The 25,375-nt window shown below is 52.5% G+C and carries 20 protein-coding genes and 1 pseudogene; 17 read left to right on the forward strand and 4 right to left on the reverse strand.

What is annotated here, in order from left to right; translation table 11 throughout:
• The first annotated feature begins 396 nt into the window (after positions 1–396).
• Together HC231_RS09300 and HC231_RS09305 are read left to right on the forward strand one after the other, a co-directional pair.
• Complete coding sequence (locus tag HC231_RS09300; protein WP_484479025.1) at positions 397–1,143, forward strand: flagellar brake protein; 747 nt, start codon at positions 397–399, stop codon at positions 1,141–1,143.
• A gap of 496 nt (positions 1,144–1,639) precedes the next feature.
• Entirely contained in the window at positions 1,640–3,001 is a 1,362-nt protein-coding gene (locus HC231_RS09305) for an APC family permease (protein WP_208230722.1), read from the forward strand.
• 64 nt (positions 3,002–3,065) lie between these two features.
• On the opposite strand, the gene sbcB is transcribed toward HC231_RS09305, so the two are convergent.
• Together sbcB and HC231_RS09315 are read right to left on the reverse strand one after the other, a co-directional pair.
• Positions 3,066–4,493, reverse strand: coding sequence for an exodeoxyribonuclease I (gene sbcB / locus HC231_RS09310; protein WP_208230723.1), 1,428 nt, complete (start codon positions 4,491–4,493; stop codon positions 3,066–3,068).
• 172 nt (positions 4,494–4,665) lie between these two features.
• On the reverse strand, positions 4,666–5,076 hold the full coding sequence (locus tag HC231_RS09315; RefSeq protein ID WP_208230724.1) for an ASCH domain-containing protein: 411 nt from the start codon (positions 5,074–5,076) through the stop codon (positions 4,666–4,668).
• A gap of 356 nt (positions 5,077–5,432) precedes the next feature.
• Here HC231_RS09315 and HC231_RS09320 point away from each other — a divergent pair, with 356 nt between their 5' ends.
• The 5 genes and pseudogenes from HC231_RS09320 (at position 5,433) to tmaR (ending at position 9,541) form a co-directional block, all read left to right on the forward strand.
• Positions 5,433–6,392 (forward strand): siderophore ABC transporter substrate-binding protein, encoded by a 960-nt coding sequence (locus HC231_RS09320; RefSeq protein WP_208230725.1) that lies wholly within the window; start codon positions 5,433–5,435, stop codon positions 6,390–6,392.
• Between the two features lie 21 nt (positions 6,393–6,413).
• Complete coding sequence (locus HC231_RS09325; protein ID WP_208230726.1) at positions 6,414–7,373, forward strand: ABC transporter permease; 960 nt, start codon at positions 6,414–6,416, stop codon at positions 7,371–7,373.
• Positions 7,363–8,369: pseudogene (locus tag HC231_RS09330) on the forward strand (iron chelate uptake ABC transporter family permease subunit). Before HC231_RS09325 ends, HC231_RS09330 begins: the two are co-directional and overlap by 11 nt.
• On the forward strand, positions 8,366–9,124 hold the full coding sequence (locus HC231_RS09335; RefSeq protein WP_208230728.1) for an iron ABC transporter ATP-binding protein: 759 nt from the start codon (positions 8,366–8,368) through the stop codon (positions 9,122–9,124). Before HC231_RS09330 ends, HC231_RS09335 begins: the two are co-directional and overlap by 4 nt.
• A 99-nt stretch (positions 9,125–9,223) precedes the next feature.
• Positions 9,224–9,541: a PTS system regulator TmaR gene (gene tmaR / locus HC231_RS09340; RefSeq protein WP_048639190.1), complete on the forward strand. Its 318-nt coding sequence runs from the start codon at positions 9,224–9,226 to the stop codon at positions 9,539–9,541.
• A 52-nt stretch (positions 9,542–9,593) separates the two neighbouring features.
• Here the strand turns inward: tmaR and HC231_RS23935 are convergent, their stop codons facing one another.
• A complete protein-coding gene (locus tag HC231_RS23935) occupies positions 9,594–10,037 on the reverse strand; it encodes a hypothetical protein (RefSeq protein ID WP_246494872.1) in 444 nt (147 codons plus the stop codon).
• On the opposite strand from HC231_RS23935, the gene HC231_RS09345 reads away from it, so the two are divergent.
• The 6 genes from HC231_RS09345 (at position 9,940) to HC231_RS09370 (ending at position 17,118) form a co-directional block, all read left to right on the forward strand.
• Complete coding sequence (locus HC231_RS09345; protein WP_246494814.1) at positions 9,940–12,156, forward strand: ComEC family protein; 2,217 nt, start codon at positions 9,940–9,942, stop codon at positions 12,154–12,156. The genes HC231_RS23935 and HC231_RS09345 overlap by 98 nt on opposite strands.
• Before the next feature lie 37 nt (positions 12,157–12,193).
• The gene (gene msbA / locus HC231_RS09350) at positions 12,194–13,942 is read left to right on the forward strand and encodes a lipid A ABC transporter ATP-binding protein/permease MsbA (protein WP_208230730.1); all 1,749 of its coding nucleotides are present in this window, start codon (positions 12,194–12,196) and stop codon (positions 13,940–13,942) included.
• Complete coding sequence (gene lpxK, locus HC231_RS09355) at positions 13,939–14,925, forward strand: tetraacyldisaccharide 4'-kinase (RefSeq protein ID WP_208230731.1); 987 nt, start codon at positions 13,939–13,941, stop codon at positions 14,923–14,925. The genes msbA and lpxK overlap by 4 nt, the downstream gene beginning before the upstream one ends.
• 154 nt (positions 14,926–15,079) lie before the next feature.
• Positions 15,080–15,262: a Trm112 family protein gene (locus tag HC231_RS09360; protein ID WP_208230732.1), complete on the forward strand. Its 183-nt coding sequence runs from the start codon at positions 15,080–15,082 to the stop codon at positions 15,260–15,262.
• The gene (gene kdsB / locus HC231_RS09365; protein WP_208230733.1) at positions 15,259–16,014 is read left to right on the forward strand and encodes a 3-deoxy-manno-octulosonate cytidylyltransferase; all 756 of its coding nucleotides are present in this window, start codon (positions 15,259–15,261) and stop codon (positions 16,012–16,014) included. Before HC231_RS09360 ends, kdsB begins: the two co-directional genes overlap by 4 nt.
• 210 nt (positions 16,015–16,224) lie before the next feature.
• Positions 16,225–17,118, forward strand: coding sequence for a YcbJ family phosphotransferase (locus HC231_RS09370; protein WP_208230734.1), 894 nt, complete (start codon positions 16,225–16,227; stop codon positions 17,116–17,118).
• Positions 17,119–17,131: 13 nt separating this feature from the next.
• On the opposite strand, the gene elyC is transcribed toward HC231_RS09370, so the two are convergent.
• On the reverse strand, positions 17,132–17,929 hold the full coding sequence (elyC, locus tag HC231_RS09375; protein WP_208230735.1) for an envelope biogenesis factor ElyC: 798 nt from the start codon (positions 17,927–17,929) through the stop codon (positions 17,132–17,134).
• 172 nt (positions 17,930–18,101) lie between these two features.
• Here elyC and cmoM point away from each other — a divergent pair, with 172 nt between their 5' ends.
• From cmoM to mukB, 4 genes are read left to right on the forward strand one after another with little or no spacing between them, the layout of a single operon-like run.
• On the forward strand, positions 18,102–18,887 hold the full coding sequence (cmoM, locus tag HC231_RS09380) for a tRNA uridine 5-oxyacetic acid(34) methyltransferase CmoM (RefSeq protein WP_208230736.1): 786 nt from the start codon (positions 18,102–18,104) through the stop codon (positions 18,885–18,887).
• The gene (mukF, locus tag HC231_RS09385; RefSeq protein WP_208230737.1) at positions 18,884–20,209 is read left to right on the forward strand and encodes a chromosome partition protein MukF; all 1,326 of its coding nucleotides are present in this window, start codon (positions 18,884–18,886) and stop codon (positions 20,207–20,209) included. The genes cmoM and mukF overlap by 4 nt, the downstream gene beginning before the upstream one ends.
• Positions 20,190–20,918, forward strand: coding sequence for a chromosome partition protein MukE (gene mukE, locus HC231_RS09390; RefSeq protein ID WP_208230738.1), 729 nt, complete (start codon positions 20,190–20,192; stop codon positions 20,916–20,918). Before mukF ends, mukE begins: the two co-directional genes overlap by 20 nt.
• Entirely contained in the window at positions 20,915–25,354 is a 4,440-nt protein-coding gene (gene mukB, locus HC231_RS09395; RefSeq protein ID WP_208230739.1) for a chromosome partition protein MukB, read from the forward strand. Before mukE ends, mukB begins: the two co-directional genes overlap by 4 nt.
• The last annotated feature ends 21 nt before the right edge of the window (positions 25,355–25,375 follow it).

Genomic DNA, 25,375 nt, shown 5'->3' on the forward strand with positions numbered 1-25,375 from the left:
CGGCGGCGCAGTTGGGCCGTTCGCCGGACATGCTTCGGGATGTGTTTTAACTTTATGAATTTTTTGTGAAAATATCTTTTCTGATGGATTGTCCTAAATTCGAATGGAAAAATGCCGATACCGTCTGGAGGCGTCTGTGTCATACGGTTTAGCTGGCGTAGGGATATAACGTTAATTGATTTCAAGATGCGGTAAGACCGTAATCGAAAAGATCCTGACGCGCTTATGCAAACACCTTTAAATAAGTACCGTTAAATAAGCGGCGATAAGTCAACACGGAGTCGATTTAACCGGGGTTTTCGGCAGTTTCGATGGGGCAAAGCCTGTGATTTAGGGACGCCAATGGTTTAAAAATAATCAGTATAAACCATTGGCTAAATGGTGGAGATAACAGTTGTGGATGAGAACTTGAAAGAGCAGTTTGTTAAACGTAATAAACTGGCTATCTGTGCAACGCTGCGTGATCTAAAGAAAAATGACACAACCCTCATGGTCTATCATTCTCGCGGCCAGTTCATCAGTAAAATTCTTGATGTATTGCCCAACGACGAGACTTTTATTTTTGATCTGGGGGGCGGTGAGCATGAGAATAGTCGGGCGTTGTGCGCGGGAACGTTATCCTTTGTCGCCGAACCGGCGGGGGCGAGAGTCGAGTTCAAGTCGGATATAGCTCAAACCATTGATTTTCAGGGGCTGCCGGCTTTTAGCTCCCGTATTCCCGAACAGCTTTATCTTATTCAACGCAGAACCTATTTCCGTATCAATACGCCGTTTTGGCCGCCGCTGTTGTGCCGGGGCGAATTACCGGATGAAAGCAAATTTCAATTCACGATTAAGGATCTCTCGCTTGGCGGATTGAGCCTTTGTACCGATCGGGATATTGCGGATCTGCTAAATAAAGGGGATCTTATTCGTGATGTTGAGATGGATCTCAACGAGTATGGCAGCTTCCGCATGGATTTGCAGTTTGTCGGTCAGTCGACGATAAAAGACGTTGATAGCAAAGGCGAAGTGAAAATCACTCAGCGCCTGAGCTTCAAATTCCTGTCGCTGTCCGCCGCTCAAGAGCGTGATTTGCAACAGGTTATTTTTGAGTTTGAAAGATTGCAGATTGAGAAGAAGAAAAAGTTTCAGGATCTGTGAGCGATCGGCCGTTCCGTGTGCACCGATAGCATGACGAAGCGGCTATCAAACCGAATATAACTATACGATATAAATAAAATTGTTGCCGGAACTTCCAGAATCTTGTCAGACGGGAGTGACTGGTGCAGAATACGCGCCTTGCAAAATAACCGACGTTTAATCGCGTCGGTTATTTTTTTGCATTTATATATTCAACTAAGAGGCCGGATAGCGATCCGGATAGATAAGTTTGCTTGTGTGTGCCAGTGAGCCACGGTGAGGAAAGGAAAAATGGGGCAATCAGTAAATTTCGTGCCGGTGCCCGCCGGTTTGCGCAGCCAAAACGAGGATTATGGCGTTATTCAGCAGGCGTCACTTCTGTCTGACGTTGTTTCAGCTGCTTTCTTTCACCGCTATTCAGGCGCGGTCGGTTTAAACCATTCATCGCTTATTTCTCCTTTCTCCAGGCGTTATCCCGCCGTATCCACCCCTGCTATGGATAAGGGAGGCGTAAACCATGTCGCTTGATGCCGGCTCATCCTCAACGCGTGCGCAATTAAGAAAAAATCTCACGCTATGGCAGGTTGTCATGATGGGGCTGGCCTATTTGCAGCCGATGACTATTTTCGACACCTTTGGCATTGTCTCCGGGCTGACCGACGGACATGTCGCCACCGCTTATGCCTTTGCGTTGGCGGGTATTTTGTTTACCGCATTAAGTTACGGCAAATTGGTGCGCCGCTTTCCCTCCGCAGGGTCGGCGTATACCTATGCCCAGAAAGCGATTAGCCCGCACGTCGGCTTTATGGTGGGGTGGTCATCGTTGCTGGATTATCTGTTCATGCCGATGATTAATATTCTGCTGGCGAAAATTTATCTTGCCGCGATTTTCCCCGGCGTGCCCTCATGGATTTTTGTTGCGGCGCTGGTCGGTCTGATGACGTTATTTAATCTGCGCGGCATTACTGTCGTGGCCAACCTTAATTCTATCATCGTCATCGTTCAGGTCGCGATTATGGCGGTGTTTCTGGGGCTGGTGATTCATGGCGTTTATTTCGGCGAGGGAACCGGGACGCTGGTCAGCGCCAGGCCGTTCTGGTCTGACAATGCGCATGTTGTGCCGATGATAACCGGAGCTACGATACTCTGTTTCTCTTTTCTGGGATTCGATGGCATCAGTTCACTCTCCGAGGAAACGCCTGATGCCGGCAAAGTTATCCCGAAAGCGATTTTCCTGACGGCTTTAATCGGCGGATTGATTTTTATCGTCGTTTCTTATTTTTTACAGCTCTATTTTCCGGATATTTCCCGGTTTAAGGAGCCGGAAGCCTCTCAGCCTGAAATCATGCTGTATGTCGCCGGGAAATTTTTCCAGTCGATCATTCTGGTTTTTTCCTGCGTGACCGTTCTGGCGTCAGGTATGGCCGCCCACGCCGGCGTCTCTCGCCTGATGTATGTCATGGGGCGTGACGGCGTTTTCCCTGAACGTTTCTTTGGCTATATCCACCCGAAATTACATACGCCGTCGTTAAACATTTTGCTGGTGGGCGTAATTGCATTGTCGGCGGTGTCTTTTGAACTGGATACGGCAACCGCGTTGATTAACTTTGGCGCGCTGGTCGCGTTTACCTTCGTTAATCTATCGGTAATTTCACAGTTTTATATTCGTGAACGCCGCAATAAGACGCTAAGAGAGACCGTTAGCTATCTTATCTTGCCGGTGCTTGGGGCTTTAACCGTCGGCGCTTTGTGGGTCAATTTGGAAAAAAGCTCCATGACGCTGGGCCTGATTTGGGGCGCGATTGGGCTGCTTTATCTGGCTTTCGTGACGCGCAGCTTCCGTCAACCGGTGCCGCAGTGCAGTGAAGAGCCGGTTTAAGCGTAGGGTGTTTAAATTGGAAAGCGGAGAATTCATTCTCCGCTTTTTTTTCGACAATTGGCCGTTAGCTGGTTAAGGTCTGCGCATAGGCAAACAGCGCTTTAATCAGTTCGGTTTTCGGTTTATCGCCTTCATAACGCTGATACAGCGTATCCAACTCAGTGATGTATTCCTGCAGACGCTCGACGGTGAATACCGCCTGCCGATGCTGCAGCCAGCGTTGCTGTTCGCCGTCATCCAGCGTGCTGGGGTAATTGCGGGCCCGATAGCGGAAGAGCAGAGGTTCCAGGCGGTCGTCGACAAACTTCAGATCCAGCGCGGGAAGATTATTGGGGGCGGTTTCCTGAATGATTTTCATCGCCATGCGATCGGCGTCGCCAAAAAAACCGTCATAGATGCGCAGATCGACATCATCCGGCGCGGTAAACGCCGGCGATTCGGCAAACAACGCCACCACTTTTTCCCTGATCTGACTGTTTTGCCGCAGCAGCTTTAAATTATCCAGGCAATGTTGGCGGTCGATGCCCAATCGTTCGGCGTCTTCGGGCCGCAACGTGCTGGCGGGAGCAAGCACCGGACATTTATTAATATGAACCAGTTTGATGGGAACGGCGCTTTGACCGGCCGTTAGCCGATCCCGGCGGGTGTATAAACGTTCGCGTAATTCTGACGCATCCAACTCCAACAGCGGCGTTATGTCGCCGGCGAGATCGCACATGATGACGGCGTTACGGTTATCCGGATGCCAGGCGAGGGGAGCCACCCAACTGGTGTTGCCTCTCGCTGCGCCAAACATGCCGGAAACATGAACCAATGGCTTCATTTGCGGGATATCAATCAGCGCGCTGACTTTGTTCTTATTACGCAACTGGAACAGATAATCAAAAAGTTTAGGTTGAGCCTGTTTCAGTAATTTGGCCATGGCGATGGTGGCGTAGACGTCGGACATGGCGTCATGGGCATGCTCATGGGATACGCCGTTGGCCTTGGTTAAATGCTCAAGTCGGAAGCTGGGCAAACCATCATCATTTTCCGGCCAGACAATCCCCTCGGGCCGCAGTGCATAACAGGCGCGCAACGCATCCAGTAGATCCCAGCGAGAGTTGCCGTTTTGCCAGCTATAGGCGTAGGGATCGTAGAAATTACGATAAAAGATATTCCGGCTGACTTCGTCATCGAAACGGATGTTGTTGTAACCCATGATGCAGGTGCCGGGCACGCTGAACGCCTCATGAATCTGGCGGGCGAATTCCGCTTCGATCACGCCTTTGGCCATGGCTAACTGCGGCGTTATGCCGGTTATCATTACCGCTTCCGGTTCGGGCAGATAATCATCCGTCGGTTTGCAATAGATGACTAACGGATCGCCGATGATATTGAAGTCCTGATCGGTGCGTATCCCGGCAAACTGCGCGGGACGATCGCGGGCCGGATGCTTGCCAAAGGTTTCATAATCATGAACAAAAAACGTAGGTTGTGTTTTATCGGCCATATTTACATTGAGCTAAATGATTGGTCTATGCGCCAGGTTGGCAGAAATAGCTGGGAAACGCCAAGGATAGCATTGAATGGCCGCGTTGCGTTCCTGTTTCGCTATCGCCGAAGCGGCAAAGCGCCACGAGCGGCGTCCAGACGAGCGCTTTAACATTGGGGATAGCGTTGACTCATACTATTTCCGTTAATTGAAATTCTTCAAAGATTAGTTCCATATCTTCGGCGTAGGTGCCTTCCCGTTCAAAAAACGCCTGATGTTCTTGTTGCCAGTAATGCAAACTTAAATCGCCTTCGCCTTCTTTGGCGGCCAGCGTTTCAGTCATCTCTGAGAAGCGGATAAGGCGCATGGACGTGGTTCTTATGACGCAAACAGGATTGCCCGCGCCGTTAAGGATGATGTGATAGTCACCGACGGAGGGTTTTTGATTCTCCTGTTGGAAAGAGGCCAAAGAACAACAAGTCGCGTTTTTCACACCTTTCATAATCAGCGCCGCCAGTTCATCGGCCATCTCAGGGCCGTCCCCAAAAGACCAGGCTAACGCTCCCGGATATTTTTTATTCAATATTTCAACGTTTATCATAAAAATTATTCTTATATCAGTTAATTAAAAGCGATTTTATCATGCTGCGCGCTGCGGAACCCGATTTAGACGCGGGGAGCGTACTTATTTTTATTGAATTCAGCTATCGCTTTTATCACATCGTCGTCATTGGTTAATGGCGTCATTACGCTCCGATTATCGAGCACGCTTATAAATAGCGCCGTAAATCTTTTTTCTGTGCCGCTTTCCTGACGTGGGTCAAATTCGGTAGGGGGATAATTGCTAGGCATGTGCATTATCCTCAGTTACAATCATTTTTGCTAATACGAATGATAATCAGGTTCTTTATTGTCCAGGTTTTTGTCCTGAATAATAACCAATGGGAGAAAAAGATAATGCAGGTAAACATGGCTTTTGCGGTGAAGACTACATTACTGGCGTCATTACTCGCGCTGTCCGGTTGCGATCAGGCGGTTTCTTCATCCGAAACGGCTAAAACAATAAGCGTCGAGCATGCGCAGGGAACCACCGAAGTACCATTACATCCTAAAAAAGTCATTGTTTTTGATCCCGCAATTCTGGACACCATGGATGCTCTGAAAATCGATGTTGCGGGCGTCCCGCAAACCAGCACGCATTTGCCTGAATACCTTGCCAAATACCGAGGCAGCGAATATATCAATGCCGGTACGCTATTTGAGCCGAACTATGAGGCGCTCAGCAGCGCTCAGCCCGATCTGATTATCGCCGGCGGACGCGCCACGGACGCTTACGAGAAATTGAGCGGCATTGCGCCGACTATCTCCCTTAACGTTGATCCGAAACAGTTTATGACCAGCTTCAGCCAGCGGGTAGAGCAGTTGGGTGCTATTTTCGGCAAAGAAGATGAAGCAAAAAAACAGCTGGAAGAATTTAAACAGCAGATTGCCCAGACCCGTGAAAAATCCGCCAATGCGGGGACGGCGCTGGTGCTGATGGTTTCTGGCGGAAAGATGTCGGCTTACGGTCCGGGATCCCGTTTTGGCTTTATTTTTGATGAACTGGGATTTAAGCAGGCCGCTGAATTTCCTGAAGCGGGTTCCGGTCGGCACGGTAACGTCGTGACTTCGGAGTTTTTACTTAGCGTGAATCCTGATTGGCTGTTCGTACTGGATCGCGACAGCGCCATCGGACGGACCGGGGCAGGCGGGGAGTCGGCGCAGCAGGTGCTCGATAACCCGTTGGTTCATAAAACCAACGCATGGCAAAACAAGCACATTGTTTATCTGGACTCTACCTCCATTTATATCTCTTCAGGCCTGCAAAGCTATAAAAATCTGATTGCGGATGTAAACAACGCATTGGATAAAAAATAACGGCTGACCGTGGCAGGAACAATGAAACCTTTCTACTTTGCGCTTGGTATCATTCTGCTGCTTGCCATGATCGTTGCCAGCCTCTTTTTAGGGGCTGGCAGAGTGAGTATGCAGGCGGTCTGGACCGATCAGTCCATGCGCGATATTTTCTTTATCAGCCGGGTGCCTCGTACGCTGGCCTTGCTTTTGGCGGGAAGCGCCATGAGCGTGGCGGGTTTGATCATGCAGCTGCTGACCCAAAACCGTTTCGTGGAGCCGTCACTGGCCGGAACGACCCAGTCCGCGGGATTGGGCCTGCTGGTTATGATGGTGCTGGCGCCGTCCGCTTCCGTGTTTATCAAAATGATTGTCGCCAGTCTGTTTGCGATGGGCGGCACGCTTTTGTTCATGATGCTGCTAAGACGGGTGGTGCTGAAATCCGCTTTGGTCGTGCCGCTGGTGGGCATTATGCTCGGCGCGGTTATCAGCGCGATCACCACGTTCGGCGCCATGTATTACGATCTGCTGCAGGCGCTTGGCAGTTGGGAATCAGGGGACTTTTCCGGCGTCCTGCAGGGGCGTTATGAACTGCTGTGGCTGGTCGGTTGCCTGACGCTGGGCGCCTGTTGGATCGCAGACCGCTTTACCGTTGCGGGAATGGGGCGCGAGTTTTCGGTTAATGTCGGACTTAACTATCGGCAGGTTATGCTGATGGGCCTGGCGATTGTGGCGGTCGTAAGCGGCGTAGTGGTGGTCGTTGTGGGGGCGTTACCTTTTCTTGGCCTCATTGTTCCTAATCTTATCAGCATGTTATTGGGTGACAATGTGCGTAAAACCATTCCGTGGGTTTGCCTGCTGGGTGGCGGGTTAGTCTTGCTGTGTGACATCGTTGGCCGGGTAATCCGGTATCCTTTTGAGATACCGGTCAGCGTCATCCTGGGTGTTATCGGGGCTATCGTTTTTCTTCTTCTGCTGTTAAATAAAAAACGTCATGTCGGTTAATAAAGCGAATTCGGCAACGCCATCCGTCCCCCATGCCAAACGGCGCGGGTTATCTTCCCAACGCCGGCTACTGCTGCTTGGCGTACTATCGCTGGGGTGATGGTGATATTTATGACCATCAATCTTGGCAGTAACTTACGCTATATCATGACGCATCGTGGATTGATGCTTATCACCATGTTGTTGGTGGCTTTCGCCGCCAGCGCATCGACCGTGCTGTTTCAGACGGTGACCAATAATCGGATTCTGACCCCCTCCATTATGGGGTTTGAGGCTCTGTTCGTTTTAATTCAAACCTCATTGATTTTCGTTTTTGGCTCACAGGGCATTCCCGCATTGGGGATTCAAGGAAAATTTTTCTTTGAAACGCTATTGATGGTGCTGTTTTCCGCGGTTCTTTATCGCTGGCTGTTTACCGGCAATCGCAACAATCTGCACCTGGTTTTATTGGTGGGCATTATCTGCGGAACGCTGTTTCGCAGTATCGCCAATCTGATGCAACGTTTACTGGACCCCAATGAGTTCGCTATTTTACAAGGGCGGATGTTCGCTACCTTTACCCGGGCCGCGCCTGAATTGATTGGCGTGTCGGTGGCGATTTCGGTGATTATCGGCATTGTGATTTGGCGAATGCGCTTTCGCTTCGATGTACTGGCGCTGGGACGCAATACCGCGATTAACCTGGGCATGGATTACAAACGCAGCGTAACGGTAATTCTGCTTTTGGTTTCTGTGTTGGTGGCGATCTCGACGGCGTTGGTCGGGCCACTGACCTTTCTGGGGTTCATGGTGGCGAATCTGGCGTATTTGATTATCGGTTCCAGCCAACACCGTTTTTTGCTGCCGGCCGCGTTTTTGCTAGGCGTTATCTCGCTGGTCGGCGGGCAATTGATCCTTGAGCATCTGTTGGGGATGTCCGGCGCGTTGTCCGTGGTCATTGAATTTATCGGCGGTTCTCTGTTTATTTTGTTGTTACTTAGGAAGGTTTCCCTGTGATTGAAATTGGTGATGTAACTAAAACTTACAATAATGTGGCGGTTTTGGAAAACGTCACGGCCACCATTCCCAGAGGCGGGGTTACCTCGATTATTGGCCCCAACGGCGCAGGGAAATCGACGCTCTTGTCAATCATCAGCCGGTTATTGGATGCCGATTGGGGACGGGTCAGCGTCAACGGAATGGACGTTAGCACAACCCCCAGCGACAAGCTGGCCACCTGCCTGTCCGTGCTGCGGCAGGAAAATCAGTTTACCAGCCGGTTAACCGTTGCCGAACTGGTTGGATTCGGCCGTTACCCCTATACCAAGGGGCGCTTAAACGCCGACGATCGGGAACGTATCGAGGCGGCGATGGCCTTTCTCAATCTGACCGAATTGAGAGATCGCTTTCTGGATGAGCTGTCCGGCGGGCAGCGGCAGCGAGCTTATGTCGCGATGGTTTTGTGTCAGGATACGGAATATGTGCTGCTGGATGAACCGCTCAATAATCTGGATATGAAACATGCGGTGGCCATGATGCGGCAGATTCGCCGCGCTGCCGATGAGTTGGGAAAAACCATTGTGCTGGTTATTCACGATATCAATTTCGCTTCCGCCTATTCCGACTACATTATTGCCATGCGTCAGGGACAGATTATCTACAATGGCACGCCGGAAGAGATCATGGTTCCTGAAGTACTTGAAGATATTTTCGACACCAAGGTCGCCATTGAAAAGGTTCATAATCAGCGTATTGCCGTGTATTATCGCTAATTAATGGATCTCGGAAAAACCATCTTGTCGCAGATAGCTGCTAACCTGTATGGTTAGCGTATAGAAGAATCTGTGTATGACTTAAGTAAGGGTAAAAAAATGGATAAGGATACTAAGCCTTGTTTCCAGGATGTACTGGAGTTTGTTCGTATGTTTCGTCGTAAAAATAAACTACAGCGTGAAATCATTGATAACGAAAAGAAAATTCGTGATAACCAGAAGCGCGTGTTACTGCTTGATAACCTGAGCGACTATATTAAGCCGGGTATGAGTATTGAAGATATTCAGGGGATCATCGCTAGTATGCGTAGCGACTATGAAGATCGCGTTGACGATTACATCATTAAGAATGCCGATCTGTCGAAAGAACGTCGTGAATTATCTAAGAAATTGAAAGCGATGGGTGAAGTGAAATAACCGAAGCAGAGAATATCACTGCCGTCGCTATATCCGATATGCAGGGGATCGCTTAGGCGATCCCTTTTTGTTGCCCCTCCCGTCCTGAGATTTTCCCCGTTTTTCGGCTCGGCGTGAGTATCTTTTCCCTGCCGTCATATCTGCCATTCATCGCTATTGAATATGGGATGCCGCCCGCATGCGCCTGAGCCGTTGTCTGTAACGGACGATATTCGTTGCGTAACGTTTCCCATGGCGTGATTTTTGTACTGCGCCGGCCATCGGCGATGTAACACAATTCATCTTCCTGAAAAAACTGAAATGGCCGAACCGCCGTTCCGCAACGTGGCCGGACGATGAATCGAATATCCGTGAGCGCCATCGCTATTGCTGCGATCCTTGGCATTTTACCGTTGTTGATGTTGCCGCAAATTCCTTCAGGCACTGCGTTATGGGGCGGAATGCTTCTATCGGTAATGACGGGGATGAGAGCCCGCCGTTGCGCATTGCGGTTCATGGCGATCGTGCTGTTCAGTTTTTGCTGGTCGGGATTAACGGCGCAGGCGCTGCTGCAACAAATCGAGCAGGTGACGCAGCGCGCAGTCAATGCGGTGGTGACGATTAATAGCATCCGCTTCGCCGAAGCTGATGATTCTTGGGCGATTATCAGACTGGAGAAAATAGGCCGGCGCTGGGTATATCCCCCGCTGTATGCCCAGGTGATGTTGCCCCCCGATATGCAAAACTGGTGCGGGGGACAACGCTGGCGGATCGCCGCCAATTTTCGTCCTGTACACAGCCGCCTGAATCAGGGGGGATTCGACAGCCAGCGTTGGGCGGTCGCGAAACGCCAGCCGCTATCAGGACGAATAACGGCAGCCCAGGTCATAGACGCATCCTGCGATCTGCGTCAGCGTATTATTTCTCATGCCGAACAGCGGATAATGTCGCTGCCGTGGCGCGCTATTTTGCTGGCGCTGGCGTTCGGTGAAATGAAAACGGTGAGCGCTGAAACAAAAATTACGCTGCAGAAAACCGGCACCATGCACCTGATGGCGATTTCCGGGCTGCATATTGCGCTTGCCGCGTTATTTGGCTGGGGCGTAGCAAGAGCCGTGCAATATTTTCTTCCCGTTCATCGCATTGGTTACCGTTTCCCGCTATTCGTCAGCGGATTGGTTTCGTGGGCGTATGTGTGGCTTGCCGGCGGCAATCCGCCTGCGGTAAGAGCGGCGTTGGCGCTTAGCGTATGGATTCTGCTGAGAACGAACGGCGTTATATGTTCGTCATGGCAGGTATGGCTGTGGTGTATCGCGCTCATTTTAGCGTTCGATCCGCTTAGCGTGTTGTCTGATAGTTTCTGGCTTTCCTGCCTCGCGGTAGCCTCACTGATTTTTTGGTTTCAATGGGCGCCCTTACCGCAACGTTGCCAACGCGGTTTCTCTTGGTGCTGGCTACGCTGGCTGCATTTGCAGGGGGGAATGACGCTATTGTTGATGCCGCTGCAAATCGGCATATTTCACGGTTTCAGCCTGACGTCTTTGCCGGCGAATCTATGGGCGATACCCATCGTCTCATTCGTTACTACGCCCTTAGTGCTTTTGGCGTTACCCACGATGTACGTCACCGGGTTGGATTATTGGCTGTGGCGGCTGGCCGATGTGTCGCTGAGAGCGGTGTTCGCGCCCCTGACCATGATGCGGGCCGGCTGGATTGATCTTGATGATTCCTTGCTTATTGGCGGCATCGCCGGTTGGCTGTGCGTTGTGATCTGGCGTTTTGCCTGGTGGCGCGGTTATCCCGCCAGCGTCGTCAGCTTAATTATTGTTCTGGCGATGTTTCGTATGAAGAGCGAACAGCCGAACTGGCGGGTCGATATGCTGGATGTGGGCCATGGACTCGCTGTGGTTATCGAGCGCAATGGGAAAGCGATTTTGTATGATACGGGAAATCGCTGGGACGGCGGCGACATGGCGACGAAAGAGATATTACCCTACCTGCGCTGGCGTGGCTTAATCGTGGATAAAATTATGTTAAGTCATAGCCATAGGGATCATATCGGCGGGTTGGCGGTATTGAAATCCGCCTATCCGTCGGCGGAGATTTTCAGCGCATTCAGACAAGCCGGTCACCAGCCTTGCCGGCAGGGGACTCAATGGGTCTGGCAGGGGCTGACCTTTACTGTTTTGTGGCCGGCCGCTGCGGCGATCGTCGCTGAGAACAATGATTCCTGCGTAGTGCGCATTGATGATGGCAGATACCGCGTGTTGTTGACCGGTGATATTGAGTCAGAAACGGAACAAAACCTGGTTAGACGGCAGAGAAATGCGCTGACGGCGGATTTGTTACAAATTCCCCATCATGGCAGCGGCAGTTCATCTTCCCCGCCTTTTATCCGCGCGGTGAATGCGCAACGCATCATCTCTTCCAGCGCACGCTATAATCCGTGGCGGCTGCCGGCGGCAAAAATTGTGGCGCGGTATCGCCAGTACGGCTATGAGTGGATCGATACGGCGACGTCAGGGCAACTTAGCGTACGTTTTTTCAACGACTCCTGGCATATATTACGCTTCCGGGAGCAATTATCGTCCCGCTGGTATCATCAGTGGTTTGGCGTAAAGCGGTATAATGAGTAAAATAGGCGGCTATTTCTTATGGGCTCAGGTTTATTGCATGCTGAATGATAAAGATCTCTCCACCTGGCAGACATTTCGTCGCCTATGGCCGATGATCTCTCCTTTTAAAACGGGGCTAATTGCAGCCGCGATCGCGCTGGTTGTTAATGCGGCCGGCGATACGTTAATGTTATCTCTGCTCAAACCGTTACTGGATGAAGGGTTTGGCAAAACCGATCGTTCCGTGTTGATTTGGATGCCGCTGGTAGTGATTGGATTGATGCTGATGCGCGGCGCATCGGGTTTCGTTTCAAGCTACTGTGTCGCCTGGGTGTCCGGGAAAGTGGTTATGGGTATGCGCCGCCGCCTGTTTAACCACATTATGGGAATGCCGGTTACCTTTTTTGACCAGCAATCAACGGGGACGCTCTTATCCCGAATTACTTATGATTCCGAACAGGTTGCCGCGTCATCGTCAAATGCCTTAATTACGGTTGTCAGGGAAGGGGCGTCCATCATCGGCCTCTTCATTCTAATGTTTTATTACAGCTGGCAGTTATCGATCATCCTGATTGTCATCGCGCCGATTGTGTCGGTGGCTATCCGGGTCGTTTCCAAGCGCTTTCGCGATATCAGCAAAAATATGCAGGATACGATGGGACAGGTGACGACCAGCGCGGAGCAGATGCTAAAGGGGCACAAAGAGGTATTGATTTTCGGCGGTCAGGACGTTGAAGCTCAGCGGTTTAATAAAGTCAGTAACCGTATGCGCCGCCAGGGGATGAAACTGGTGTCTACCTCTTCCATTTCCGATCCCATCATCCAGCTGATCGCTTCACTGGCGCTGGCCTTTGTGTTGTACGCCGCCAGCTTTCCCAGCGTGATGGAAACCCTGACGGCAGGGACGATTACGGTGGTCTTTTCATCAATGATTGCGCTGATGCGGCCGCTAAAATCGCTGACTAACGTCAACGCTCAGTTTCAACGCGGCATGGCGGCCTGTCAGACTCTGTTTGCCATTTTGGACATGGAGCAGGAAAAAGATACCGGCACGCTGGAGATTGGCCGCGCCAAAGGCGATCTGGAATTCCGCAACGTCGATTTTGCCTATGCGGGCAGGGATAATCTGACGCTGAAAAACGTCAGTCTGCATATTCCGCCGGGTAAAACCGTCGCGCTGGTCGGTCGTTCAGGATCGGGCAAATCAACCATCGCTAATTTGATCACCCGTTTCTATGATATCCAATCCGGCGAAATTCTGCTGGATGGGCACGACCTGCGCGAATATTCGCTGGCGTCCCTGCGCAGCCAGGTTGCGCTGGTGTCGCAGAACGTACACCTGTTTAATGACACGATAGCCAATAATATCGCCTATGCCTGCAATGACCGCTATAGCCGTGAAGAGATCGAGCGGGCGGCGAAAATGGCGCACGCCATGGACTTCATCAGTACGATGGAAAATGGGCTGGACACCATGATCGGTGAAAACGGCGTTTTGCTTTCCGGCGGGCAGCGCCAGCGCGTTGCTATCGCGCGTGCATTACTGCGTGATTGTCCTATCCTGGTGTTGGATGAAGCCACCTCTGCGCTGGATACGGAATCGGAGCGGGCTATCCAATCCGCGCTGGACGAATTGCAAAAAGATCGTACCGCGTTGGTTATCGCACACCGGTTGTCCACCATTGAAAAAGCTGACGAAATACTGGTTGTTGAAGATGGGCGCATTATCGAACGCGGCGAGCACTCCGAACTGCTGGCGAAGAACGGCGCCTATGCCCAATTATACAAAATGCAGTTTGGCGAATGATTGAGCGTATCTGGTCGGGGCGTTCGCCGCTATATCTGCTATTGATACCCCTGTCGGCGTTATACGGGCTGATCGCTTTTCTGATACGTCAGAGTTACCGCCGGGGGTGGCGAAAAAGCTGGCGCGCGCCGGTGCCGGTTATTGTGGTGGGGAACCTGACGGCGGGAGGCAATGGTAAAACGCCGGTCGTTATCTGGTTGGTGGAGCAACTACAGCGGAAAGGACTCCGGGTCGGCGTGGTTTCCCGCGGTTACGGCGGCAAAGCGGAACATTACCCGCTGCTGGTTGATGATTCTGTAACCACGGCGCAGGCCGGCGATGAGCCGGTGCTGATTTATCAGCGGACCGGCGCGCCGGTCGCCGTGGCTCCGCAGCGTCGTCTGGCGGTAGAGGCCTTACTGGCGCGCTATCCGTTGGATATGGTGATCACCGATGACGGATTACAGCATTATGCGCTAGCTCGTGATATTGAGCTGGTCGTGGTTGACGGCATCCGGCGCTTTGGCAATGGCTGGTGGCTGCCGGCCGGTCCGATGCGTGAACGGGAAAGCCGGTTGCGTTCGGTGGATGCGGTTATCGTAAACGGCGGCGCAGCCGGGGCTGGAGAAATCGCGATGCGCCTGACGTCGGGAATGGCGGTTAACCTGCTTTCCGGAGAAAAACGCCCGGTAAAACAGTTGCAAAATGTGGTGGCGATGGCGGGCATTGGTTACCCTCAACGCTTTTTTACTACGCTGCGCGAAGCCGGTGTGAATATTTCGCGTGAAGTGGCGTTTGCCGATCACCAAAGTTATCAGCCGGAACAACTCAAACCGCTGACCGACGATGAACGGCAACCACTATTAATGACAGAAAAAGATGCGGTTAAATGCAGGGCATTCGCCAGCCGGAACTGGTGGTATCTGCCGGTCGATGCGGTACTGGCCGAACCCCAGGCCGCACAATTGATCGGCCGGCTGGAAGCGCTGTCGGGTAAGCATTAACCGACGCGGAGAGACGGACCGTATTTGTTATAACGATATCTGATGAATGTCGAACTGCGGCGGAGCGGAGATTGCGCGAAGCAGTGAAGCCCGCGCGACGGCAGCTTGAAAGATGAAGGGTATATAACCTTGTTAGCTTCTTGATGGAGGAAGCATGGATCACCGTTTACTTGAAATTGTTGCTTGTCCGGTATGTAACGGACGCTTGTACTTTAATAAAGAAAAACTGGAACTGATATGCAAGGTAGATGGTCTGGCTTATCCGGTGCGCGACGGCATTCCGGTGTTGTTGGAACATGAGGCGCGCACGCTAGGGGCTGACGAGATTACACAATGAACTTCACAGTCATTATCCCGGCGCGTTTCGCTTCAAGCCGTCTGCCGGGGAAACCGCTGGCGGATATCAACGGAAAACCGATGATTGTGCACGTAATGGAACGTGCGCTGGAGTCGGGCGCCCAGCGTGTTATTGTGGCGACCGATCATCCGGATGTGCAGACCGTCGTCAGTCAGTCTGGCGGCGAGGTCTGTTTGACGCGCGCGGACCACAATTCCGGAACGGAACGCCTGGCCGAAGTTATTGAACGCTACGGATTTTCCGACGATGAGATCATCGTGAACGTTCAAGGCGACGAGCCGCTGATACCTCCCGTAATCGTTCGTCAGGTCGCCGAGAATCTATCGACCTGCCGAGCAGGCATGGCAACGCTGGCCGTACCGATTGAAACCAGCGAAGAAGCGTTTAATCCCAATGCGGTTAAAGTGGTGACGGATGCGGAAGGGTATGCGCTGTATTTTTCCCGTGCGACGATCCCCTGGGAACGCGAGCGCTTTGCCCACGCGCGCGATAGCATCGGCGATCACTTTTTACGGCATATCGGCATCTATGCCTATCGGGCGGGTTTTGTGCGCCGTTATGTCAGTTGGGCGCCCAGCCGGCTTGAACAAATTGAGCTGCTGGAGCAGCTTCGCGTCTTATGGTACGGCGAGAAAATCCACGTTGCGGTGGCGAAAGCCATTCCCAGCGTGGGCGTTGATACGCCGGAAGATTTGGCCCGCGTACGTGAAGCGATGGCGAGACTGCGATAGTTTGTGTGTTGGCGGCGTTCGGCTGCCAACATCGTCCAGCCTGATAATGACATACTCCGCCTGCTTTTCTTCTCCGCCTGCATATCAGGCGTTACCGCCGCCAATGTTTCTCTCGATCCGCCTTTCTTTGATCTGTATTGAAGAAATTACCCTTGGCTAATCGCATGATTGAACGTTGAGCGATTCTGCTAAGCAGAGGTCTGGCTATTTATGGAACAATTAAAAGCTGAATTAAGTACCGTACTTGGGGAAAGCCTGAGTCGGCTTGAGCGTGTGAGCGAGCAGCCTTACGCGCATCTATATGCTTTGTATGATAAGGAAGGCAATGCGATCCCTTTATTAGCCAAAAGCTATGTTTGTCAGGGCGTGGCGCAGCAAGAGGCTTATAAGCTTTCCATGCTGGCGAGAGAAGGGGACGTGCGGCTTCCTACGGTATATGGTCTGGTGATTACTCAGCAATCGCCCTATAAAGAATTGTTGCTGATCGAGCGTCTGCGCGGCGTTTCCGTTGAAGCGCCGACCCGTACAGCGCAGCGTTGGCGATTGCTGATGGATCAGATTGTGGAAAATGTGCTGGCCTGGCATCGCATTGATAGCCACGGTTGCGTCGGCTCTGTGGACAGTACGCAGGAGAATAACTGGTTTAACTGGTATCAACAGCGCCTGGAGGTTTTGTGGTCAACGCTGCTCAATATTAGCGCGCCGTTATTGACGCAGGAAGATCGCAGCCTGCTTTACCGCTCCCGTCAGTGCCTGCCAGCTTTATTTGATGATTTCAACGATAGCTGCGTGCTGGTGCACGGCAATCTCTCTTTACGCAGCATGCTGAAAGATTCACGCAGCGATCAACTGCTGGCGATGATTAATCCAGGCGTAATGCTGTGGGCTCCCAGAGAGTACGAACTGCTGCGCTTGTGTGAACCGGGCATGCCGGAGCAACTGTTATATCATTATCTCAGCAAAGCGCCGGTTGCCGAGTCATTTGTATATCGCCGCTGGCTATATGTCATCTGGGAGGCGATAGCCCGTTATATCCACACCGGCCAGTTGGATCGGCGGCTATTCGATATTGCCTCGCAGGAGTTGTCTCCCTGGCTGGAATAGCGGGCATACCGCCTTATTGAGCCGGCGTATCCTGCTTGGGGCTGACGCCTTTCATACTTTGCCAGATTCGCCCCAGCGTCTCGTACCATGCCCGCTCGCTATGCGACAGCGCATACGCCGACGGCAAGATTTTCTCCCATGGGTTGAGCGCCGTGGTGATCGCCATTTGATTGGCGGGAGCGGGGATAGGGTTCAATCCCTGCGCATGGAAAAAACGCAGCGCCCGGGGCAGATGGCTCGCCGACGTCACCAGCAGGAACGGTTGTTTCCCCACCACTTTTGCCGTGCTGATGGCTTCTTCCTCCGTATCTCTGGGCGTGTCCAACGTCAGAATATCTTGCGCCGGAACGCCCAGGCTTTCAGCAACCAGAGCCGATGTTTTCGCGCTGGTGACCGGATTACCCTGTGCCGCGGCGCCGGTAAAAATCATTTTTGCGCCGGGATTGGCGTGATAAAGCCGGATGCCTTCCGTTACGCGCGGCAGGCTGTTATTGATAAGATTGGAACTTGGCGCCCACTCCGGGTTATAGGTGTATCCGCCGCCCAGCACTACAATATAATCAACTTTAGGTTGGTCAGTCTGGTCTGATTGCCAGGTTGGATATTGCGTTTCCAAAGGCAATAAAAGCCGATCGGCGACGGGCTGAACGCTGATCAGCAGCAGCGTCAGCCAACTTGCTAAAATCAGCGTCTTACCACCGCGCTGCCAGCGAGTGAATCCTATTAATAACAAACCAATACCCATCAATAGCAAAAGCATTGGGAGTGGCTGCAACAGGCTGCCGATAACCTTTTTAATGATAAACGACATAAAATTATGTTCCTTTTGGGTGAAAAAACCGCATCCGGGCAAATATCATAGGGTAAGACGATTTATTCTAAGTCAGCCTGTGCCAAAATAGCAGTTTCAACGAAGTCCGGCGTATTGGATTGCCATGCGTTTTTCATTCGCTTTAACTATCATGACGCGGAACCTTTGACCGATGCAGGATCGCAATTTTAACGATATCGCTGAAAAGTTTGCCCAAAATATTTACGGCACCACCAAGGGGAAACTAAGGCAGGCGGTGTTATGGCAGGATCTCAGCGGTCTGCTGGCGCAGTTTCCCGACCGTCCCTTGAAGATTCTGGATGCCGGCGGGGGTGAGGGGCATCTGGCCTGTCGTTTGGCGGCTTTAGGACATCAGGTATTGTTGTGTGATTTGTCAGATGAGATGATTCAGCGTGCCAAAAATGCCGCGATTGCGCAAAATGTGAGCCATAACATGCGTTTTGTACAATGCGCCGCGCAGGATATCGGGCAGTATATGGAAAGTCCCGCCGATCTGATATTGTTTCACGCGGTGCTGGAATGGGTGGCTCAACCTCAGCAAGTGCTTAAAATATTGTATGATTGCTTATCGCCGGACGGCGTTTTATCTCTGATGTTCTATAACCGGCATGGTCTGTTGATGCGTAACATGGTGTTGGGTAATTTTGCCTACGTGCAGGCCGGGATGCCGAAGCGCAAAAGGCGCTCGCTCTCTCCCGATCACCCGCTGGATCCGCAGCAGGTTTATGGCTGGCTTGATGAATTGGGGTTCTCCATAAGTGGAAAAACGGGCGTACGGGTGTTTCATGACTATTTGCAGAATAAGCAGCAGCAAAGTGATAATTTTGCCGAAATTCTTGAGCTTGAACAGCGTTATTGCCGGCAGGAACCCTTTGTGAGTCTGGGGCGTTATATCCATGTCATGGCGCATAAAACCCATTTGAAGGATGCATTATGAGTGATTTTTCCCAGACTGTACCCGAACTGGTCGCCTGGGCACGAAAAAATGATTTTTCCCTTTCACTTCCCACTGAACGACTGGCGTTTTTGCTGGCGATCGCGACACTGAATGGTGAGCGCATGGATGGTGAAATGAGCGAAGGCGAACTGGTTGACGCTTTTCGCCACGTCAGTCAGGGATTTGATCAAACGAATGAAACCATAACCGTGCGTGCCAATAATGCGATTAATGATTTGGTGCGTCAGCGGTTGCTCAATCGCTTTACCAGCGAATTGGCGGATGGCAATGCCATCTATCGCCTGACGCCGCTGGGGATTGGAATTACCGATTACTATATTCGTCAACGTGAGTTTTCAACGCTGCGTCTTTCCATGCAGCTCTCTATTGTGGCCCAGGAACTGAGCCGGGCGGCGGACGCCGCCGAAGAGGGCGGTGATGAGTTTCACTGGCACCGTAATGTCTTTGCGCCGCTGAAATATTCCGTCGCGGAAATTTTCGACAGCATCGATTTATCCCAGCGCCTGATGGACGAACAGCAGCAGGGGGTCAAAGACGATATCGCCGCGTTACTGAATCAGGACTGGCGCACAGCGATCACCAGTTGTGAACAGCTGTTGACGGAAACGTCGGATACCCTGCGCGAGCTGCAGGATACGCTGGAAGCCGCCGGCGATAAATTACAGGCCAGTCTATTGAGCATCCAGGATGCTATTCTGAATAACGCGAGCAACCTGGAATTTGTCGATAAACTGGTCTTTGATCTGCAAAATAAGCTTGACCGTATTGTCAGCTGGGGCCAGCAAACCATTGATTTATGGATTGGTTACGATCGTCATGTGCATAAATTTATCCGTACGGCCATTGATATGGATAAAAACCGGGTGTTTGCGCAACGTCTGCGCCAGTCGGTGCAAAGTTACTTCGACAGCCCCTGGGCGTTAACCTTTGCCAATGCCGATCGCTTGTTGGATATGCGCGATGAGGAGTTGGCGTTGCGCAGTGATGAAGTCACCGGCGAATTACCTGAAGAGCTGGAGTATGAAGAGTTTAGCGAGATGCGGGAGCAATTGATCGCGCTGGTGGAACAGGCCCTGCATAAGTATAAAGAACAGCAAATACCGCTTAACTTAAGCAAAGTGATGCGCGAGTATCTGGCGCAGTATCCCCGCTCACGGCACTTTGATGTTGCTCGAATCGTGGTCGACCAGGCGGTTCGTCTGGGTGTGGCCGAAGCAGATTTCACCGGATTGCCTGCGCTGTGGCAGGTAATCAATGATTACGGAGCCAAGGTACAGGCCCATGTCATCGACAAATATTGAACAAAGCATGCCAGCTAAAATGGCGAAAGCGCTGTCGAATATGTTGTTTCCGGCTCTGGACAGCCAGTTACGCGCCGGTCGTCATATCGGGGTGGAAGAGTTGGAAAATCATGCCTTTCTGATGGATTTTCAGGAAGAGCTGGAGGAGTTTTACGGCCGCTATAATGTGGAGCTGATTCGGGCTCCGGAAGGTTTTTTCTACCTGCGGCCGCGCTCAACCACGCTGATCCCGCGCTCGGTTTTATCCGAGCTGGATATGATGGTGGGGAAAATCCTCTGCTATTTGTATCTCAGCCCGGAACGTTTGGCGCATGAAGGCATCTTCAGCCAGCAGGAGCTATATGAAGAGTTGCTCAGCCTGGCGGATGAAAACAAATTACTGAAGCTGGTTAACCAGCGTTCGACCGGTTCCGACCTGGATCGACAGAAGCTACAGGAAAAAGTGCGAACTTCCCTTAACCGGCTGCGGCGGCTGGGGATGATTTACTTTATGAGCAGCGACAACAACAAATTTCGTATTACCGAATCGGTATTTCGGTTTGGCGCCGATGTGCGCAGCGGCGACGATGCCCGTGAAGCGCAATTGCGGATGATCCGCGAAGGTGAAGCGATGCCTATCGAAAGCAGTCTGTCGCTGAAAGACGAAAATGATGAGAACGGTCGCACAGATGATAGCCCGTCAGAGAGTGCTGAGGATGAACAGGAATGATTGAACGCGGTAAATTTCGCTCGCTGACGCTGGTTAACTGGAATGGTTTTTTTGCCCGCACCTTCGATCTGGATGAGCTGGTCACCACCTTATCCGGGGGCAACGGCGCCGGTAAATCGACCACCATGGCGGCGTTTATTACAGCGCTGATACCAGACTTGACCCTGCTGCACTTTCGCAACACGACCGAAGCCGGCGCCACCAGCGGTTCACGCGACAAAGGCTTGCACGGCAAGCTGCGCGCCGGGGTGTGCTATTCCACCATTGATGTGGTTAACTCTCGGCACCAGCGCGTGCTGATTGGGGTTCGGCTGCAACAGGTGGCCGGCCGCGATCGCAAGGTCGATATTAAACCCTTCACCATCCAGGGGCTGCCGACGTCAATACAACCGACGCAAATTTTAACTCAGGTGGTCGGCGAACGTCAGGCCCGCGTTCTTTCTTTACCGGAATTGAAAGAGCGAGTTGAGGAGATGGAAGGGGTTCAGTTCAAACAGTTCAACTCCATCACTGATTATCACTCACTGATGTTCGATCTGGGCATTGTCCCGCGCCGTTTACGTTCGGCGGCCGATCGCAGTAAATTTTATCGGCTGATTGAAGCGTCATTGTATGGCGGTATATCCAGCGCGATTACCCGTTCTCTGCGTGACTATCTGCTGCCGGAAAACAGCGGCGTGCGTAAGGCGTTCCAGGATATGGAAGCGGCGCTGCGTGAAAACCGTATGACGCTGGAAGCGATTCGCGTTACCCAATCCGATCGCGACTTGTTTAAACATCTGATCTCCGAAGCGACGTCGTATGTCGCCGCGGACTATATGCGCCACGCCAATGAACGGCGGATTCATCTGGATAGCGCGCTGGAACTGCGCCGCGATCTGTTCGGCAGCCGTAAGCAGTTAATCGCCGAACAGTACCGCCATGTGGAAATGGCGCGCGAGTTGGAAGAACAGAGCGGCGCGGAAGGCGATCTGGAGACGGATTATCAAGCCGCCAGCGATCACCTGAATCTGGTGCAGACGGCCATGCGCCAGCAGGAAAAAATCGAGCGTTATAACGCCGATTTGGAAGAGCTAAGCTATCGGCTGGAAGAACAGAATGAAGTCGTTGAAGAGGCGCGGGAGCAGCAGGAAGAAAACGAAGCTAGGGCCGACGCCGCCGAGCTGGAGGTGGATGAGCTGAAAAGCCAGCTGGCTGATTACCAGCAGGCGCTTGATGTACAGCAAACCCGCGCTATCCAATATCAGCAGGCGCAGCAGGCGTTGGAACGCGCCCGGACATTGTGCCGGTTGCCGGATCTGACCGTGGACAACGTGGATGAATGGCTGGAAAGCTATCAGGCGAAAGAGCAGGAAACCACGGAACTCCTGTTGATGCTCGAACAGAAGTTGAGCGTCGCCGACGCGGCCCATAGTCAGTTTGAAGAGGCTTATCAACTGGTAACGCGTATCGCCGGCGCCGTCAGCCGCAGCGATGCCTGGCAGGTGGCGCGCGATCTGTTGCGAGACAGTTCATCGCAGCGTTATCAGGCGGAACGGGTACAACCGTTGCGAATGCGGTTATCGGAACTGGAGCAGCGTCTGCGTGAACAACAGGACGCCGATCGGCTGTTGCAAGAGTTCTGTAAACGAAATGGACAGGATTATCAGCCGGAAGATCTGGAGTCTCTTCAGCAGGAGCTTGAAGCAAAAATTGAAACGCTCTCGGCGCTGGTCGCAGAGGCGGGAGAGCGTCGCTTGGCGCTGCGCCAGGAGCTGGAGCAGGTGCAACAGCGTATCCAGCAGTTGACCGTTCGCGCGCCCGTTTGGCTGGCGGCGCAGGAAGCGCTGACGCAATTGAGCGAGCAAAGCGGCGAGACGTTTGAAGATAGCCGCCAGGTCACGGAGTACATGCAGCAATTGCTGGAGCTTGAACGTGAAAAGACGGTCGAGCGCGATGAAATCGCTGCCCGCAAACGGCAGGTCGAAACGCAGATTGAGCGTCTCAGCCAGCCCGGCGGTTCTGAAGATCCGCGGCTGAATGCGCTGGCCGAGCGTTTTGGCGGCGTATTACTATCAGAAATCTATGACGACGTGACGCTGGACGATGCGCCTTATTTCTCGGCGCTGTATGGGCCTTCCCGTCACGGGATTGTGGTGGCGGATCTCTCGCTGGTTCGAGAACAGCTGGCCGGGTTGGAAGATTGCCCTGAAGATTTGTATTTGATCGAAGGCGATCCTCAATCGTTCGATGACAGTGTTTTTGCCGTCGAAGAGCTGGAACGCGCGGTGGTGGTTAAGGTCGCCGATCGTCAGTGGCGTTATTCCCGTTTCCCTGAAGTCCCGCTGTTTGGCCGCGCCGCGCGGGAACAGCGTCTTGAAAGTCTGCGCGACGAGCGTGAAATCCTGGCGGAGCAATACGCAACGCTATCATTTGACGTGCAGAAAACGCAGCGGTTACATCAGGCCTTCAGCCGTTTCATCGGCTCGCATCTGGCGGTGGCGTTTGATGACGATCCCGAAGCGGAAATTCGTGTCCTGAACTCGCGCCGTGGCGAACTTGAGCGGGCAATCGCCAATTTTGATGGCGAAAACCAACAGCAGCGCCAGCAATATGAACTGGCGAAAGAGAGTAGCGCCCAGTTGAACAAGCTGATCCCGCGTATCAGCCTGTTATGCGATGACAGCCTGCAGGATCGGGTTGAAGACATTCGCGCCGAGCTGGATGAAACCGAAGAGTCGGCGCGTTTTATCCAACAGCATGGCGACACGCTGGCGAAACTGGAACCGCTGGTTTCGGTGCTGCAAAGCGATCCGCAGCAGCATGAACAGCTGCAGGAAGACTATGCCCAGGCGCAGAACGCGCAGCGCCAGGCCAAACAGCAGGCGTTCGCGTTAACCGAGGTTGTGCAGCGCCGCGCGCACTTCAGCTATAGCGATTCGGCCGGAATGCTGGGCGAAAACGCCGACCTCAACGACAAGCTGCGTCACCGTCTGGAGCAGGCCGAAGCCGAGCGGATGAAAGCGCGTGAGCAATTGCGCCAGCATCAGGCGCAGCTTACCCAATATAGTCAGGTTCAGGCATCGTTGAAGAGCTCTTATGACGCGAAATGCGACATGCTGAAAGAGCTTACGCAAGAGTTGCAGGACATTGGCGTGCGCGCCGACGTCGATGCGGAGTCCCGCGCCCGTCAACGCCGGGATGAGTTACATACGGCCTTGAGTAATAACCGCGCGCGCCGCAATCAGCTGGAAAAACAGATTACCTTCTGTGAAGCGGAAATGGAGAGTTTGCAGAAAAAATTACGCAAACTTGAGCGGGATTACTATCAGATGCGCGAGCAGGTAGTGACGGCGAAAGCCGGCTGGTGCGCCGTTATGCGGTTGGTCAAAGACAACGGCGTCGAACGGCGTTTACACCGTCGTGAATTGGCCTATATGGATGGCGATGAGCTTCGCTCCATGTCGGATAAGGCATTGGGAGCGCTGCGTCTGGCCGTGGCGGACAATGAACATCTGCGGGACGTGCTGCGTCTTTCCGAAGATCCGAAACGCCCCGAGCGCAAAATTCAGTTCTATATTGCCGTATACCAACACCTGCGCGAACGTATCCGGCAGGATATCATTCGCACGGACGATCCGGTTGAAGCCATCGAACAGATGGAGATTGAGCTGAATCGGCTGACTGAAGAGCTGACCGCGCGTGAGCAGACGCTGGCTATCAGTTCACGCAGCGTGGCGAACATCATTCGCAAGACGATTCAGCGCGAGCAAAATCGTATTCGCATGTTGAACCAGGGGCTGCAATCCGTTGCGTTCGGTCAGGTTAAAAGCGTTCGTCTGAATGTGAATGTGCGTGAAACGCATACGACATTGTTGAACGTTCTGTCTGAACAGCAGGATGTGCATCAGGATCTGTTTAACAGTAACCGGCTGACCTTCTCCGAAGCGTTGGCGAAACTGTATCAGCGTCTGAATCCTGAAATTGATATGGGGCAGCGCACGCCGCAAACTATCGGCGAAGAGCTGTTGGATTACCGTAACTACCTGGAGATGGAAGTTGAGGTTAACCGGGGAGCCGATGGATGGCTGCGGGCGGAAAGCGGCGCCTTGTCGACCGGGGAAGCGATCGGCACCGGTATGTCAATTCTGGTGATGGTGGTGCAAAGTTGGGAAGAGGAATCGAAACGGCTGCGCGGTAAAGATATTTCACCTTGCCGCTTATTGTTCCTCGATGAGGCCGCCCGTCTGGATGCGAAATCCATTGCGACGCTGTTTGAGCTTTGCGATCGTCTGGAAATGCAATTGATCATTGCCGCGCCGGAAAATATCAGTCCTGAAAAAGGGACGACATATAAACTGGTCCGTAAGGTTTATCAGAACAACGAGCATGTCCACGTCGTTGGGCTGCGGGGGTTTGCGGGCGACGCGGCGGAGATTCAAGAACAGGCGTCGTAGCTTAATATTTATTCGATCTTT

Source organism: Brenneria izadpanahii (assembly GCF_017569925.1).
In the GTDB taxonomy this organism is placed as follows: Bacteria; Pseudomonadota; Gammaproteobacteria; order Enterobacterales; family Enterobacteriaceae; genus Brenneria; species Brenneria izadpanahii.